Source organism: Streptomyces aurantiacus (assembly GCF_027107535.1).
Taxonomy (GTDB): domain Bacteria; phylum Actinomycetota; class Actinomycetes; order Streptomycetales; family Streptomycetaceae; genus Streptomyces.
Map to the genome: position 1 here is coordinate 655960 of NZ_CP114283.1, position 14946 is coordinate 670905.

The window sequence follows — 14946 nt, forward strand, 5'->3', positions numbered from 1 at the left end:
CGATGGCCGGACGCATGCGGATCCGCGGAGCCGTCGTACGTACGTGGGTGGATGCGAGGCGCGCACGCCTCGACGACCGGGGCTCGGGCGCCGGAGCGGTGATCATCTTCGCGCTGGTGTTCCTGTCCCTGTCGGCCTTCGTCATCGACGGCGGGCTGTCCATCTCCAAGCGCGAACGCGCCGCCGACATCGCCGAACAGGCCGCCCGTTACGCCGCCCAGGACGTCGACCTCGAAGAGCTGTACCAGAACGAGGGCGGCGGCGCGCCGATCCTCTTCGAGAACTGCGGCGCCCGCGTGAAGGCCTTCGCCCAGGAGATGGGCATGACCGGCCCCGACATCGCCGCCACGCACTGTGTCGCCGCGACCGCCGACCAGGTCGAGGTGGAGGTCCAGCTCACCTACTCGCCGGTCTTCACGGGCATGTTCTACGGCGGTGACGTGACGGTCCGGGGCCGGGCGGTGGCGGAGAACGAGGTCGGCTGAGGCGGCCCCTCACGGGGCGGCCGGGCGGCGGCGAACCGACAAGATCGCGCCGACAGTCCCGGACCGGCCGAGACGTCCTCCGGGTGGCTACTTGTTGCCGCCCTTGCCGCCCTCCTGCTTGCCGCCCTTGCCGTCGGACTTCACACCCTCGGAGACCTGCTTCGCCAGGTCGTCGTCCAGCTTCTTGAACTCGCGGACGACCGCCTCGGACATCTGGGCCAGGGCCTCGAGCTGCTGGTTGATGTCCTCGCGGCCGTCCTCCCAGTTGGACTCGAAGTCCTCCAGCTTGTCGTAGACACCGCCGTCACCGATGTCGTCCCGGTAGGACTCGAAGAGCTTCTTGGTGTGGTTCATCCGCGACTTGATGTCACGCAGCCGGCTGCCGTAGTCCTCCAGCTCACTGAGCGGCAGCGCGAGGTCGGGCTTGCCCATGTGCGATCCCCCTGTGGTGTCCGTGGCTCGGCGGCTCGTGTCCGTCCACGTGATGTCTACACGAAACGGAAGGTACCCGTCACGGCGTCGAAGATGTCGTGGAACGCCTCGGCCAGGTCAAGGACCGGGCCGACACCAGAGACGAGCACGACCTGGTCGGTGGTTCCGGGGACACCTCGCGGAGGCGGAGCCGTCCGGACGGTCACGTATCGGGTTCGGTGGCGGCCCGTGCCGACCGCCGCCGACCCCCCTACACCGAGTCCGTCATCCGGTACGCGTACGCGATCATCGAAGGCTGAAGCGCGGCCCAGCCTCAGGCGACCCTCCGGGCGGTCCTCGGCTGCGTCATGGCCCGAATCCCTAAATGGCAGGTCATCCGGACGTTGCTGCCCATTCCGAAAAGGGGCGGGCACAGTGTCGCCGGTCGGGCGCCTGTCCATGGTGAGTGGGGCTGCCGCATGGACAGGCGTGACCGTGGGCCTCAAGCCGCTTCGAGGAAGGGGTAGTCGGTGTAGCCCTCGGCGCCCGGCCCGTAGAACAGTTCCGGCCGCGGCTCGTTCTCCGGGTGGCCACCCTGCCAGCGCTCGACCAGGTCGGGGTTGGAGATGAGGGCCCGGCCCACGACCACGGCGTCGGCGTGGTCGGCCTCGATCTGCTGGAGCGCCTGCTCGCGGGTGGTCTGCCCCCCGAAGGGGCCGTTGTTGACGATCAGCTTGCCGTCGAAGCGCCGCCGCAGCTCCTGTACAAGGTCGCCGCCCGGCTCGGTGTGCAGTACAGAGAGGTAGGCCAGGCCCAGCGGGCGCAGTTGGTCCACCAGGGTGCCGTAGGTGGCCAGGACGTCGTCCCGGTCGGTCTCGAAGACGTCCCCGAGGTCGACCTCCGGCGAGATCCGCAGCCCGACCCGCTCGGCACCGACGGCCTGGGCGACCGCCGTGACGACCTCGACGACGAAGCGGGCGCGGTTCTGCGGCGAGCCGCCGTATCCATCGGTGCGCTGGTTGGCTGCCGGGGAGAGGAACTCCTGGAGCAGGTAGCCGTTGGCGCCGTGGATCTCCACGCCGTCCGATCCCGCCTCGATGGCCCGGCGGGCCGCGGTGACGAAGTCCTCCAGGGCTGCCCGAATCTCTGCGGTGGTCATCGCTTCCGGTACGGGGTAGGACTGCTCGCCCTTCTCGGTGAACGTCTTGCCGTCGATGGCGATCGCGCTGGGGGCGAGGATGCGGCGGCCGCCGTTGATGTCGGGGTGGGTGCCGCGGCCGGCGTGCATGATCTGCAGGACGATGCGGCCGCCCTCGGCGTGCACCGCCTCGAACACCCGCTGCCAGCCGGCCGCCTGCTCGCCGGTGGCGATGCCCGGCTCGCCGACATACCCCTGCGACGCGTGGTCGGGGTAGGTGCCCTCGGTGATGATCAGCCCGACGCTCGCCCGCTGCCGGTAGTACTCGACCATCAGGTCCCCGGGAATGCCGGAGGAACCGGCCCGGACCCGGGTCATCGGCGCCATGACGAGGCGGTTGGCGAGCTCGATCTTCCCGAGGGCGACGGGGGAGAAAAGTGATGAAACGGGCGAAACTTCTGAAATGTTGACAGTCATGAGTTTCTTTCTTTCTCAAATACGGAGGAAAACGGGATGAAAGTCTGCGACGCAGGGGGTCCACGCTGTCCCGGCGGAGGCGCGGATGCGGTCCTCGGGCAGGCGCGGGGCCGCTGACGGTGACGCGGTTCCAGGACTGCGATCGGGGTGTGGGTGGTGCTGGCGGTGCACGCGGTGAGAGCCGCATGCCGTCGGCGTCGGCGTCGACACCGGTCAAGCGCAACTGCCCGCCGGAGTACGGGCGTTCGCTCCTTGCGCACGATCAGCAGTCAGCCAGGTGACGAAGTCATGGGTGCCGCCGCCGGAGTCGGTACGGATCGGTGTCTGGAGGCCGCGCCGCGACCGGCTCCCTCGTCGCGCCCCCGTGAAGAGGACCGATACACGGCTTGGAACGCGCTTTCGGCGGTGGCGGGCACAGCGATCTCAGCGCTCCTCGTTCGCAGCGGCGAGGCACTTCCGCCGGCCGATCGCCCATCGGACAGCCCGGTTCACAAAGGCTTGGGCCTAGTTGAGCGGCACGTCCGCGACGGCCTTGAGGTGGCTGAACGTCTCGAGGGAGTACCGGCCGTGGTAGCGGCCCATGCCGCTTTCGCCGACGCCGCCGAAAGGCAGGCCGGGCATGAGCAGTTGCATCACCGGCTGGCCCCAGGCGACGCCGCCGGAGGACGTCTCGTTCACGAGGCGCGACTTGATGGCCTCGGACGTGGTGAAGGCGTAGAGCGCGAGGGGCTTGTCGCGTTCGTTGATGAAGGCGATGGCGGCATCGAGGTCGGCGACTTCGACGACGGCGAGGATCGGACCGAAGATCTCCTCCTGCATGACCGGCGATGCGGGGTCGACACCGGTGAGCACGCTCGGTGCGATGAACAGGTCGTCACGGTCGTGCTGGCCTCCCACCGCCGCCCTGCCGGAGTCCAGCAGACGCGTGAGCCGGTCGAAGTGCCGCTCATTGATGATCCGGCCGTAGTCGGCTGAGGTCTGTGGAGTGGGGCCGAACTGAGCCTTGATCGCCGCGCGGAGGGCGGGGACCAGTGCGGCGGCGGTGGCAGGATCGGCCAGAACGTAGTCGGGGGCTATGCACTGCTGGCCCGCGTTGCCGAACTTGGCGCCGACCAGCCGCTTCGCGGTCTCGTCCGCATCGGCGTCGGGGGCCACGAAGACCGGCGACTTGCCCCCGAGTTCGAGTGTGACCGGGGTGAGGTTCTTGGCCGCTGCCGCCATGACGATCCGGCCGACCGTCCCATTGCCGGTGTAGAAGATCTGGTCGAAACGCTGTGCCAGCAGGGCCGTGGTTTCCTCGGCTCCCCCCTCGACCACGGTGAGCACATCCGCGTCGAAGTACTCACGCAGCAGGCGTGAAGCCACTGCCGACGTGTGCACCGACATCTCGCTCGGCTTGGCCACCACGGTGTTCCCGGCGGCCAGTGCGCCGATGATGGGGTCGATGAGGAGGTGCAGCGGGAAATTCCACGGAGCGATCACCAGGACGACCCCGAGCGGGTCGTACGTGGTGTAGGCCGTGGTCGTGGGACCGAAGTGGGCAGGAACCTCCACCGGACGAGGCTCAAGCCAGCTCCCGAGATTCGCCAGCGTCTCGTCGATGTCGGCGACGGTGAAGTCGATCTCCTGCATCTTCGCCTCGGTGGCGTTCTTCCTCAGATCCGCCCAGAGCGCTTCGATCAGCTCCTGCTCGTTCTCGACCAGCAGTGCCCGAAGCCGCTGCAGCTGGCTGACGCGCCAGTCCAGTGGGCGGGTGACGCCGGTGTTGAACGTCGCACGAAGGCGGCCGACCACCTCCGCAGCCGTTTCCGTCCGGTGCGTCCTCGACTCGATCCCCTGTGTTGCGCTCATGGGATGTGCTCCGTTCTTGATGCAAGCCACGCCCCGGCCGCCTTCCGGCCGGGCACGGTGACCAGCGTCCTGGACGGGCCGGCATCCACCCAGGTCACGGCATTGCGTACGCGCGCGGTGCCTACCACTGGTTGGGTCAGGATGGTGTGCGTCCGACCGTGGATACTCGAGGCATGGACGAATACCCCGAACCGGTGCACGAGCCCGCCGCCGGCGCGCTGGACCCGCGCGCCGAGCTCAGCGAGTTCCTGCGCACCCGGCGAGCCCGGCTGAAGCCGGAGGACGTGGGGATGCGGAGCTTCGGACGGTACCGGCGGGTGCCGGGGCTGCGCCGCGAGGAGCTGGCGCAGCTGGCCGGGGTATCGGTGGCGTACTACACGCGGCTGGAACAGGGCAACGGGCGGACCGTGTCGGCGGAGATCCTCGACGCCATCGCCCGCGCGCTCAGGCTGAGCGACGCCGAGCACGCCCACCTCACGCACCTGGCGAAGCCGAAGCAGCACAAGAAGAAGCCGGCCGGCCGCGCCCAGCAGGTGCGGGGTCCCCTGCGGACGCTGCTGGACACGATGGACGGTGTTCCGGCGATCCTCGTGGGGCGCCGCTCGGACATCCTCGTCTGGAACCGGATGGCCGCGGCGGTCTTCGGCGACTGGGCCGAGCTGCCGGCGAGGGAGCAGAACTGGGCGCGGCTGGTGTTCCTGAGGCCCGAGTACCGCGACCTGTTCGTGGACTGGGAGCACAAAGCGAGCGACGTCGTCTCTCAGCTGCGCATGGACGCCGGCTCCCATCCGGACGACCCCCGGCTGTCCGCGCTGGTGGGCGAACTCTCGGTGAAGAGCGAGGAGTTCAGACGGCTGTGGGCCACCCACGACGTCAAGGAGAAATGCCACGGTATCCAGCGCCTGCACCACCCGCTCGTCGGCGAACTCGATCTCCGCCTCGAGTCGTTCCACCAGGCCGACGCCCACGAGCAGATGCTGGTGACCTACCACGCCGAACCGAACTCCCCGTCGGCGCAGGCTCTGCGACTGCTGGCCAGCTGGGGCGCGGATGCGACCCGGGCGGGAACGGGCACGTCGTCGGCACGCACGCCTTGATGAACTCCCCTTGATCATCGGCAGTCGGCTGCGCGCCACGCCCAGCGTCCTCTCGCACGCAGACGCCCCCCCCGGGGGGTGTCGGATTCAGGACGGCCCAGGTAGCGCGGGCGCGCACGGTGCTCGCCACCGGGCAGATGGGCGAGCGATCAGCGGCAACGCCCGCGGCAGTGACGGCACCGTCTGTACGGGCCAGCGCCTCGACGACGATCATGCCGACCGAGCCGGTGCCGACGACGCCGACATGGAGCCGTGCCAGATCGTTCTGAGCGTCCCGCCCCCAGGCAGAGACGGTACGCAACTGCCGGCCCGTGGCCTTGGGCATGGGGACGAGGCGGTCGTTGGAGGTGACCGCGAAACGTCCGCCGACGACGCGGACATTCTCCGCTTCGGTGGGAACGTAGGCGCGGGGTGCGTGCTGCTGCCAGACGCGGGCGCCGTATCCGGCGTCCGCGCCGACGAAGGTCAGGCCGACCAGCGGGAGGCCGGTGATGGCCAGGGTCTGGGCGGCAAAGGATTCCTCGGCCGCGTGGTCGATGTCGTTCAGGCGCTGCCAGCGGGGGCCTCGGGGGTGGGAGTGGACGAACCCGAGGCCGCAGCCGCGCTCGGTGGCGATGCCGACGGCGCGCAGGAAGTACGCGCTGGTGAAGTCCACGGTGCCGTGCACGATCCGCTCGCCGTCATCCGGTAGGACGAGGCCGACGATCAGGGTGGTGGTACGGCGGGAGCCGGTGCTCTTGCCGGGCGGCGGTCACGCGTCAGCGGTTGATCGACTGGATCTCCTGGACGTTCACGTCCTGGGCGGTCTCGAAGGTGCCGTCGGGGAGGTCACCGCCCGCTCCGCCCGTTCCCTCCCAGGTGATCTGCCAGGTGACGGAGGCGGCGAGCCGGTAGGGATCGCCGCCGGTGGCACGCAGGTACTTGATGCCGCAGGACGGGGTGCTGCCGGCGTCGCCCTTCTCGTACGGGGTGCCGATCGAACCGTCCTCGTCGATCTCGCAGTCACTGCCCGCGGGATAGGTCTCCGCGTTCTCGGTGCCGGGTTCCAGGTGCAGGGCGACCGGCTTCGCCGTCGTCTCGGCCCACAGGCCGGTGCCGGGCAACTCGGCCCGGACCCTGACGTCCTGGAAGGTCCCCTTGTCGAGCCACACCCAAGTGGGCAGGTTGACCGTGGACTTGGCCGCCGGCCTCAGTTCGACCTCGGTCTCGGGGACCTTGACCTTGTCGTACGCGTAGTCGGCGAGGGTCTCCGGCGTGGGGGCGTCCGGGACGTCGGGGATCTCACCGGCGTCCTGCCAGAACATCAGCCGGCCGCATTCCGACGTGTCGTCGACGGAGGTGACGTCCGGAGCGACTCCGCGCCAGAAGTAGCCGTCCTTGCCGAGGTTGTAGTTCTGGTAGCCCTGCGCGGTCGACGGCGCGGCGAAGTAGTTGCGGGCGTCCTTCGCGTCCTTGAAGTGGTCGGTCCACAGGCGTGACCCGATCCAGCCCTGGCGGAGGCTGACGTCACCGCTGCCGTCGGTCTCCGAGAAGCCCTTCAGCTGGGCGGGGGTGAAGACGGGCTCGTACCAGCAGGGCGGCGGCTTCCAGTTCACGTCCTTCGGTGAGAGGGCGCCCCGTTCCCCGCCGGTGGGGCCGCTCACCTGGGTGACCCGGATCCGCGACCGGTCGGCCGCGGCGGAGATGTTCCGGTCGTCGTCGGCCGCCCCGTTGACCCCGCCGTGCCCGACCGCGTGTGCCGGTATCGAGGCGAGAAGTACCGGAGCGAGCGACGCGACCGCCAGTGACGTGACCACCGGCGACGTGACCACCGGCGACGACCATCCGCGGGGATACCTCATCGCGCGCAGGCACCCCTCTCCGAGCGGGTCGACAGGTTCTGCCAGACACCCTGGGCGTTCTTGACGAGGCTGACGGTGTAGCGGATCCGGGGGTCGGTGCCCGCCGGGTTTCCCGCGACCTCGCGGGTCTCGCGGTTCCTGGAGTACGCCTTGCTCTCGTCGGTGCAGTAGGTGAGGGACGCCGCCTTCTTGTCGCCGGTGAAGGAGACCTCGGGGTCGAACGCGGGCAGCTTGCCGAACACCGTGAGGTTCTTGTCCGTGTAGCTCTTGATCCACTGCCGGTCCTGGGACAGGCCGGTCCTGGTGTCGTAGAAGGCGAGAGCCTCACCGCCGTCGGGCTCGTTCGCGATGATCGCCGCGTAACCCGCGCGCAGCTGCTCTCTGGCGTCGGTGAGGACGGCCCGGGTCTGCGGGTCGCCGCTGGTCCAGTCCTCGAAGGTCAGCCGGAAGTTCTTCGGAAGCCTGACCGTCGGGCGGTCCGCACCGGCCGACGCGGACGCGGAGGCCGACGGGCTGCCGCCCGATCCCTTGCCCGCCCCTTCGATGGCGTCCGAGGACGACGCGTCACCCCCGCCGCAAGCGGTGAGCAGCAGTGCCGCGGTGGCGGCGAACGCGGCGGCGGTGGTGACGGTGCGGCGGGCCACGGGTGTACTCCCTGCAAGACATATGTGTATGGGGCATGTGTGCAACAGGGAACGAAGCTATCAGGGGGGAGTAGAGGGCCTCGGTGGGGCGATGGGGGATTGTGTGGGGATCGTGAGGCCTGTGCGTGACAGTTGCGAACGGGCCCGCCGTCGGGCCCGCCGAGACCTGCGCCCGGACGGACAACTCCGGCGTAGGGGACGGACGGTGCGTAAGCGGTAGCACCGAAGGCACTCCGTCCCTCCAAGCCCTTCGACACGCTGAATAGGATCTAAGTAGGCTCAGTGCACCCCCGCTGTCCCTCCCTCCACACACGACATCAGGACACCCGCCATGGCGCGACGTACCACTTCCAACTCGACGGGAAGCTCGCCGGGTCCGAGGAATCGGACGCCGCAGCCCCTGCCCCGGCGCCGCCGTTCGTTCGGGGACTTCCTGAAGGCGCTCCTCGCCTTCGCCGCCCTGCTCGTGCTGCTGATCGGGGTGCCCGGGGCGCTGGCCGTGCAGATCGGATGGCCGCTGCCGGGCGGCGCGCCGAGTCTGGACTGGCTCCAGAAAGAGATCAGCGTCGACACGTTCATCAACACGCTGACCGTCGTCGTCTGGCTCGCCTGGGCCCAGTTCACCGCCTGTGTGCTCGTCGAGATGAAGGCCGCGCTGTCGGGCGTCGGGCTGCCGAACCGGGTGCCCGGGGCCGGGCCCAGCCAACTGCTCGCGCGACAGCTCGTCGCCGCGTTGCTGCTGGTCGGCGCGACCGCCGCGAGCTTCACCCCGGGTCTGTCGCAGCTCGGGCAGCAGCTGGAGGGGAACCAGCGGCCGGCCGCCGCCGCGGCGCAGCAGACACCGGGCGGGCTGCTGGGCCAGCAGCAGGAGCAGGCCGCCGCGAGCGCCGCGGCCGCGCTGGCCGAGCAGGCCGCGAGCGCCGCGCACGCGGACGGCGGCAGTGGCGCCCACGCGTCCGACGACGACACGAAGTTCTACCGGATCCAGCCGCCCGAGGGCCGCCACCACGACTCCCTCTGGGAGGTCGCGGAGCGCCACCTCGGTGACGGGCGCCGGTACAAGGAGATCTACCAGCTCAACAAGGACCGTACGCAGCCCGACGGTTCGAAGCTCTCCGAGGCCAGTCTCATCCGGCCCGGCTGGATCATGGAGATGCCGGGCGACGCCCGCGGCGGCGAACTCGTGGAGATGCCCGACGAGGCCCCGAAGGTGTCGCCGGAAGTGCAGCGGCAGATCTCCGACTACGCCAGGACCGGAGGCGCGCACCAGCAGGGCGGCGGACAGCAGGGCGGCGGGTCCGGGTCCCTGGACCGCGACACCGCGCACATCAGTCTTCCCGAGCAGCGGCCCGCGCCCGACCGGGGGCACGGCCAGGGACAGCAAGGACAGCAGGAGCAGGCCGGCCCCGCCGCCGGCGAGGACAGCGGCTTCGGACTGCCGCAGGCCCTCCTCGGCGCACCCCTCCTCGCCGCCGGGCTCCTGGGCGCCCTCGGCCGGCGTCGCCGCCAGGCGCTGTGGCAGTCCGCGCTCGGTGCCGTCGGAGGCCGCCGCGGCATGGAGCCGCCGACACCCACCGGTGCCGCCGCCGACGCGCAGGACGCGCTGCTGGTGGGCGCCGACCCCGAGGGCGTACGCCTGCTCGACCTGTCGCTGCGCGGCCTCGCCGCCTCGCTCGCGGGGGAGTCCCGACCGCTGCCGACCGTGTACGCGGCCTGGATGAGCGGCAACGGCGACCTGCACCTCCAGCTCGCCCAGCCCGCCGGGAAGCCGCCGGCGCCGTGGCAGCTCGGGCAGGACCAGACGTTCTGGATGCTCGCCCGCGCCGACGCCGAGCGGTACGAGGAGGTCGACACGGCCGCCCCGTACCCCGGGCTCGTCAGTCTCGGCACGATGGACGACTCGCGGCTGCTGCTCAACCTGGAGGCCGTGCCCGGCATCGTCTCCCTGAGCGGCCGCGAGCAGGACCGTGCGGGTGTCTTCGCCTCCGTGGCGGCCGAGTTGGCCACCAACGGCTGGTCCGACCGCATGACCATCACGCTCGTCGGCTTCGGCGAGGACCTCACGCCGCTCGCGCCCAACCGGCTCCGCCACCTCGACGACGTCGAGGCGCTCGTGGAGACCATGGAGGCGGAGACGCGGCAGCGGCGCGGTGCGCTGGGCGCGGCAGGACAGGACTCGGTGCTCACCGGGCGTACGGGCCCTGCCCAGCACACCCGTTGGGCACCGCACCTCGTGCTGCTCGCCGCCGAGCCGACCGCCGAGGACGCCGTCAAGCTTGCCGAACTGGCCGCCGACGCAAGCCGGTTGGGCATCGGCTACCTCGTCGGCACGCAGTCGGGCGATCTGCCCGGCGCCGCCTGGGAGATGGAGATCACCGGCGAGGGCAAGCTCCTCGCGCCGCTCCTCGGGCTCGAACTCGACGCGCAGCTCCTGCCGGTGGCCCAGCAGCGGGCCGTCGTCGAGCTGTTCACCGACGCCGACCCCGAGCGCGACGACGACCGGCCGACGACCACTCCGCCGTTCCTCGTCGACATCAGCGAGCAGGGCCGTCCCGCGGTGTACGCGCGGCTCGTCGGCCCGTACGAGATCATCGGCCTGGAGACGCCGGACGGTGAGCGCAGTGCGCTGCTGCACGAGGCGCTGGCACTGCTGCTGCTGCACCGGGAGGGCGTGCACCCGCGGGTGCTGTCCTCCGCGCTCTGGCCGCGCGGTGTCACGGACGACGTGCGGGACGCGCTCGTCGAGAGGCTGCGCGCCTGGCTCGGCAACGACCCCGACGGCACGGGGCGGCTCGGCACCGACCCGACCGGGCGGCTCAAGCTCGCCAAGTCCGTCGTGTCCGACCTGGACGTGCTGCGGTCGCTGTACCACGAGGCCACGCAGGGGCGGGGTGCCAACAGCCGCGCGGTGCGCGGACGTCTGCTGACCGACGCGCTGGTCCTGGTACGCGGGCCGCTGCTGGCCGAACGGCCGGCCGGGCGCTACGGCTGGCTGACCCACGAGATCATCGACGCCCAACTGCCGCTGCTCGTCGCGGACATCGGGCTCGCCCTCTCCGCGTTCCACCTGGAGAAGGGCCGGGCGGAGAAGGCCATCGAGGCGCTCGACGCGGCGCTGGGCTCCGCCCCGGGCGACGAGCGCCTGTGGAACGAGCTGCTGCGGGCCACGCACGCCACGGACGACTCCGAGCGGCTCCAGAGGGTCGCCGCCGACCTCGTGTCCCGCAGCGGGGCCCGCGGGCTGCCGCCCCGGACCGAGGCGCTGCTGGACGAGCTGCTGCCGACCTGGCGCAGCGGCGTCGCCGCCGTGGGATGAACGGCCTCCAGCCGGTCGACCTGCTGACGATCGTCGGCGCCGCCCTGTGGGGCGGCGTCGCCGGTCTGTTCGTGCCCCGCCCCGCACACCGCTTCTCGGTCGCCCCCGGCGAGGACTGGCAGGACCGGTGCCCCGAGGGCCACCCCCTCGCCGGCTGGGCCGGCCCGGCCCGCTGCGCGGACTGCGGCGGGCGGGCGTACGGCCCGAGCGCCCTCCTTCTCTCCCTCGCCACCGCTCTCGTCTGCGGAGCCCTCGCCGCGGCGACCGGCGCCCGCCCCGAACTGGCCGTCTGGCTGCTGCTCGCCCCCCTCGGCGTGCTGCTCGCCGTCGTGGACTTCCGCGTGCAGCGCCTGCCGGACGTGCTGACGCTGTCCCTGGCGGGGGCCGCCCTGGTCCTGCTCGCGGGCGCCGCGGCCGCGCCCGAGGACGCCGGGTCCTGGCCGACCGCGCTGTACGGAGCCCTCGCCCTCGGCGCCGGATACTTCGTCCTCTTCCTCATCAACCCCAACGGCATGGGGTTCGGCGACGTGAAACTCGCCCTCGGTCTCGGTGCCGTCCTCGGCTGGTACGGCTGGGGGACCGTGCTGCTCGGCACCTTCGCCGGGTTCCTGTTCGGCGGGCTCTACGGACTGGGGCTCGTCGTCGCCCGCAGGGCCGGGCGCAAGACGTCCATCCCGTTCGGGCCGTTCCTGATCGCCGGGGCCTTCGCCGGCCTGCTCATCGGGGCGTACGCGGCCTGACGTCGGGTGATCGGCAAGGGGCGAGCGGCCTGACGTCCGGGGCGCGGACCGGCTGGCGTACGCTGGATCAGTCCGTCCACACCCCTATGAAAGGGACCGTCCCGGTGACCGAGAAGGCCGACCTTCAGTCCGTCCTCGACCGTGCCGCCGAGGGTGGGCGGATCACCCCGGAGGAGGCGCTCGACCTCTACCGCGACGCCCCGCTGCACGCGCTGGGCTCCGCCGCGGACACCGTACGCCGCCGCCGGTACGCCGGTACGGAGCACATCGCGACGTACATCATCGAGCGCAACATCAACTACACGAACGTCTGCGTCACGGCGTGCAAGTTCTGCGCCTTCTACGCGCCGCCGAAGGACACCGCCAAGGGCTGGACGCGCGACCTCGACGACATCCTGCGCCGCTGCGCCGAGACCGTCGAACTCGGCGGCACGCAGATCATGTTCCAGGGCGGACACCACCCGGACTTCGGTGTCGAGTACTACGAGAAGCACTTCTCCGCGATCAAGGCCGCCTACCCGCAGCTCGTCATCCACAGCCTGGGGGCGAGCGAGGTCGAGCACATGGCCCGGATCTCCAAGGTGAGCGTCGAGGAGGCGATCCAGCGCATCCACGCGGCCGGGCTCGACTCCTTCGCCGGCGCCGGCGCCGAGCTGCTCCCCGCCCGGCCCCGCAAGGCCATCGCCCCGCTGAAGGAGAGCGGCGAGCGCTGGCTGGAGATCATGGAGGCCGCGCACAACCTGGGCGTGGAGTCCACGTCCACCATGCTCATGGGCACCGGCGAGACCAACGCCGAGCGCATCGAGCACCTGCGCATGATCCGTGACGTGCAGGACCGGACGGGCGGCTTCCGCGCCTTCATCCCGTACACGTACCAGCCCGAGAACAACCACCTCAAGGGCCGTACGCAGGCCACGCTCTTCGAGTACCTGCGGATGATCGCCATCGCGCGGCTGTTCATGGACAACATCGCCCACATCCAGGGTTCCTGGCTCACCACCGGCAAGGAGGTCGGCCAGCTGTCGCTGCACTACGGCGCGGACGACCTCGGTTCGATCATGCTGGAGGAGAACGTCGTCTCCTCGGCCGGTGCCAAGCACCGCTCCAACCGCATGGAGATCATCGACCTGATCCGCAAGGCCGGCCGCGTCCCGGCCCAGCGGGCCACCACGTACGAGCACCTCGTCGTCCACGACGACCCGGCGAACGACCCCGTCGACGAGCGGGTCCAGTCGCACATCTCGTCGACGGCGATCGAGGGCGGCACCGCCCACCCCGAGCTGAAGCTCCTCGCCTCCAACTAGCCCGGTGGCACTGACGATCCACGCGGCGGACGAGCTGCGTCACACCTGGGACGGCCACGACCCGGTCGAGGGCGGGGCCGTCGCGGTGGAGGGTGCCCGGATCGCCGCGACGGGTCCGCTCGCGGAGCTGGTGGAACGGTTTCCGGGCGCGCGTGTGCGGCAGTGGCCCGGCGTCCTCGGGCCGGGCCTCGTCCTCGACGGCCCGCTCCCGGACGCGCCGACGCCGCGCGAGCGGGTGCACGCCGCGCTGAAGCGGGGCGCGGTGGCGGTCCTGGCGGAGTACGCCGACACGGCCGAGCTGCGGGCGGCGGCCGGGCGCAACGACGTGGTCGTCCTGGCCCGCGTGCGCCCCGCCGCGATCACCGACGCGGGCCGGGCCGACCTCGCGGTCTTCGACGCGGACGGGGCGTGCGTGGCGACCGTGTGCGCCGGTCGCCTGGTGCATCGGCGCCGATGACTCGGCGGGTCGGGGCGGGTCGGCTGGGGTTCGGGTGCGGGTGAGTGGGGGCTTGTCGCGCAGTTCCCCGCGCCCCTGAGGGACAAGAGCCGCCGCCCTCACATCACCCCGTGAACGCCTCGGCGAAGTCGCCGGCCTCCTGCTCGACCCCGCTGCAATTCGTCGCCGCGTCATCCGAGGCGGCATCGTCTCCTTCACACGGCTGGTCCCGGAACGTCGACCACATCGACACCCACGCCACCCCCTTCTCCTCCGCGAACGACCTGACCTGCGCAGCGTCGGACAGGGAGAACGTCTCGTTGTCCACGTCGTTGACGCCGAGCATCGACGTGAGGGCGAGCCCCCGCCAGGCCCCCTCGTCCGACAGCCCGAAGACGTCCTCCAGCTGGTCGTGGGCGGCCTGGGCCGACGTCTTCGCGTAGTCGCCCATGTCCTCGTCGTACGTGCTGCCGTAGTTCATGGTCATGATGTTGACCGTGGACACCTGGACGCCGTTGTCGTTGGCCGACTCCAGCAGCGCCAGACCGTCGTCGTCGAGGCCGGACGGCATCACGGGCAGCGTGAAGGTGACCGCCAGGCCGGAGCGTTCCTTCTGGAGCAGCGCTATCGCCTCGGAGCGCAGCGCGACCGAGTCGGAGTCGGTCAACTGCTCGCCCTCGACGTCGAAGTCGGCCTCCGTGGCCCCGGCCGCGTCGAGCGCCTTCCCGTAGGCGGCGGCCAGTTCCGAGGCGCTGTCGCAGGTCGAGGCGAGCTCCTTGCCGGAGGCTCCGCCGAAGGAGACGCGCACGGCGGAGCCGGACTCCGTCAGCGCCGAGATACGGGACTTCACCGCCGAGTCGCCGATCGCGGTCGTGCCGTTCCACTTCGGCGTGCAGCTGCTGCCGTCCGAGATGACGAAGGCCAGGTTGTACGCCGAGGGGGAGCCGGCCGAGTCGTTGCCGGAGGCGGTGGTGGCGCTGACGTACGGGGCGTAAGCGGTGCCCGACGAACCCTCGGACGGTGACGGGCTGTTTTGCCGGGGGCTCGTGGACGCCGTGCCGGAAGGGTCGTCCGTCCCCGCGGAACACCCCGCGCCGGCCAGGGTGAACAGGCAGACGAGCCCGGCAGCCGGCTTCAGGAAATTCCTCATCGCGCATGCTCCCACCTCTTGTGACTCCTGTCCCGGGACGGAAACACAGTGCGTTC

Annotated in this window: 14 protein-coding genes; 8 read left to right on the top strand and 6 right to left on the bottom strand. The window is 71.0% G+C overall.

Going from position 1 to position 14946, the window contains the following annotated elements; all coding sequences use genetic code 11:
* Nucleotides 1-2: 2 nt before the first annotated feature.
* On the top strand, nt 3-485 hold the full coding sequence (locus O1Q96_RS04645; protein ID WP_269246985.1) for a pilus assembly protein TadG-related protein: 483 nt from the start codon (nt 3-5) through the stop codon (nt 483-485).
* An 87-nt stretch (nt 486-572) separates the two neighbouring features.
* Here O1Q96_RS04645 and O1Q96_RS04650 read toward each other — a convergent pair whose 3' ends face one another.
* Nucleotides 573-917, bottom strand: a complete 345-nt coding sequence (locus tag O1Q96_RS04650) for a hypothetical protein (RefSeq protein WP_269246986.1) — start codon at nt 915-917, stop codon at nt 573-575.
* Nucleotides 918-1015: 98 nt separating this feature from the next.
* Here O1Q96_RS04650 and O1Q96_RS04655 point away from each other — a divergent pair, with 98 nt between their 5' ends.
* Nucleotides 1016-1216 carry a hypothetical protein gene (locus O1Q96_RS04655; protein WP_269246987.1) on the top strand — a complete coding sequence of 67 codons (201 nt, stop codon included), beginning with the start codon at nt 1016-1018 and terminating at the stop codon, nt 1214-1216.
* A gap of 182 nt (nt 1217-1398) precedes the next feature.
* Here the strand turns inward: O1Q96_RS04655 and O1Q96_RS04660 are convergent, their stop codons facing one another.
* Both O1Q96_RS04660 and O1Q96_RS04665 read right to left on the bottom strand, forming a co-directional pair.
* Complete coding sequence (locus tag O1Q96_RS04660; protein ID WP_269246988.1) at nt 1399-2511, bottom strand: alkene reductase; 1113 nt, start codon at nt 2509-2511, stop codon at nt 1399-1401.
* Between the two features lie 504 nt (nt 2512-3015).
* Nucleotides 3016-4362 (bottom strand): aldehyde dehydrogenase family protein, encoded by a 1347-nt coding sequence (locus O1Q96_RS04665; protein ID WP_269246989.1) that lies wholly within the window; start codon nt 4360-4362, stop codon nt 3016-3018.
* A gap of 173 nt (nt 4363-4535) precedes the next feature.
* On the opposite strand from O1Q96_RS04665, the gene O1Q96_RS04670 reads away from it, so the two are divergent.
* The gene (locus O1Q96_RS04670) at nt 4536-5459 is read left to right on the top strand and encodes a helix-turn-helix domain-containing protein (RefSeq protein ID WP_269246990.1); all 924 of its coding nucleotides are present in this window, start codon (nt 4536-4538) and stop codon (nt 5457-5459) included.
* A gap of 415 nt (nt 5460-5874) precedes the next feature.
* The gene (locus O1Q96_RS04675; RefSeq protein ID WP_269246991.1) at nt 5875-6150 is read left to right on the top strand and encodes a hypothetical protein; all 276 of its coding nucleotides are present in this window, start codon (nt 5875-5877) and stop codon (nt 6148-6150) included.
* Nucleotides 6151-6217: 67 nt separating this feature from the next.
* Here the strand turns inward: O1Q96_RS04675 and O1Q96_RS04680 are convergent, their stop codons facing one another.
* Nucleotides 6218-7300: a hypothetical protein gene (locus O1Q96_RS04680; RefSeq protein ID WP_269246992.1), complete on the bottom strand. Its 1083-nt coding sequence runs from the start codon at nt 7298-7300 to the stop codon at nt 6218-6220.
* On the bottom strand, nt 7297-7944 hold the full coding sequence (locus O1Q96_RS04685; RefSeq protein WP_269246993.1) for a hypothetical protein: 648 nt from the start codon (nt 7942-7944) through the stop codon (nt 7297-7299). The genes O1Q96_RS04680 and O1Q96_RS04685 overlap by 4 nt, the downstream gene beginning before the upstream one ends.
* 331 nt (nt 7945-8275) lie before the next feature.
* Here O1Q96_RS04685 and O1Q96_RS04690 point away from each other — a divergent pair, with 331 nt between their 5' ends.
* The 4 genes from O1Q96_RS04690 to O1Q96_RS04705 all read left to right on the top strand — a co-directional run bounded on the left by O1Q96_RS04690 (nt 8276) and on the right by O1Q96_RS04705 (nt 13761).
* Entirely contained in the window at nt 8276-11260 is a 2985-nt protein-coding gene (locus O1Q96_RS04690) for a BTAD domain-containing putative transcriptional regulator (RefSeq protein WP_269246994.1), read from the top strand.
* On the top strand, nt 11257-12000 hold the full coding sequence (locus O1Q96_RS04695; RefSeq protein WP_269246995.1) for a prepilin peptidase: 744 nt from the start codon (nt 11257-11259) through the stop codon (nt 11998-12000). The genes O1Q96_RS04690 and O1Q96_RS04695 overlap by 4 nt, the downstream gene beginning before the upstream one ends.
* Before the next feature lie 104 nt (nt 12001-12104).
* The gene (mqnC, locus tag O1Q96_RS04700) at nt 12105-13304 is read left to right on the top strand and encodes a cyclic dehypoxanthinyl futalosine synthase (protein WP_269246996.1); all 1200 of its coding nucleotides are present in this window, start codon (nt 12105-12107) and stop codon (nt 13302-13304) included.
* 4 nt (nt 13305-13308) lie between these two features.
* The gene (locus O1Q96_RS04705; RefSeq protein ID WP_419586421.1) at nt 13309-13761 is read left to right on the top strand and encodes an imidazolonepropionase-like domain-containing protein; all 453 of its coding nucleotides are present in this window, start codon (nt 13309-13311) and stop codon (nt 13759-13761) included.
* Between the two features lie 103 nt (nt 13762-13864).
* On the opposite strand, the gene O1Q96_RS04710 is transcribed toward O1Q96_RS04705, so the two are convergent.
* Entirely contained in the window at nt 13865-14890 is a 1026-nt protein-coding gene (locus O1Q96_RS04710) for a chitinase (RefSeq protein ID WP_269246997.1), read from the bottom strand.
* Nucleotides 14891-14946: the final 56 nt, after the last annotated feature.

Excerpts from the sequence above, each read along its gene's own strand:
- O1Q96_RS04665 (WP_269246989.1), bottom strand. The coding sequence starts at position 4,362 with ATGAGCGCAACACAGGGGATCGAGTCGAGGACGCACCGGACGGAAACG.
- O1Q96_RS04690 (WP_269246994.1), top strand. The coding sequence starts at position 8,276 with ATGGCGCGACGTACCACTTCCAACTCGACGGGAAGCTCGCCGGGTCCG.
- O1Q96_RS04645 (WP_269246985.1), top strand. The coding sequence starts at position 3 with ATGGCCGGACGCATGCGGATCCGCGGAGCCGTCGTACGTACGTGGGTG.
- O1Q96_RS04710 (WP_269246997.1), bottom strand. The coding sequence starts at position 14,890 with ATGAGGAATTTCCTGAAGCCGGCTGCCGGGCTCGTCTGCCTGTTCACC.
- O1Q96_RS04650 (WP_269246986.1), bottom strand. The coding sequence starts at position 917 with ATGGGCAAGCCCGACCTCGCGCTGCCGCTCAGTGAGCTGGAGGACTAC.
- O1Q96_RS04670 (WP_269246990.1), top strand. The coding sequence starts at position 4,536 with ATGGACGAATACCCCGAACCGGTGCACGAGCCCGCCGCCGGCGCGCTG.
- O1Q96_RS04660 (WP_269246988.1), bottom strand. The coding sequence starts at position 2,511 with ATGACTGTCAACATTTCAGAAGTTTCGCCCGTTTCATCACTTTTCTCC.
- O1Q96_RS04680 (WP_269246992.1), bottom strand. The coding sequence starts at position 7,300 with ATGAGGTATCCCCGCGGATGGTCGTCGCCGGTGGTCACGTCGCCGGTG.
- O1Q96_RS04695 (WP_269246995.1), top strand. The coding sequence starts at position 11,257 with ATGAACGGCCTCCAGCCGGTCGACCTGCTGACGATCGTCGGCGCCGCC.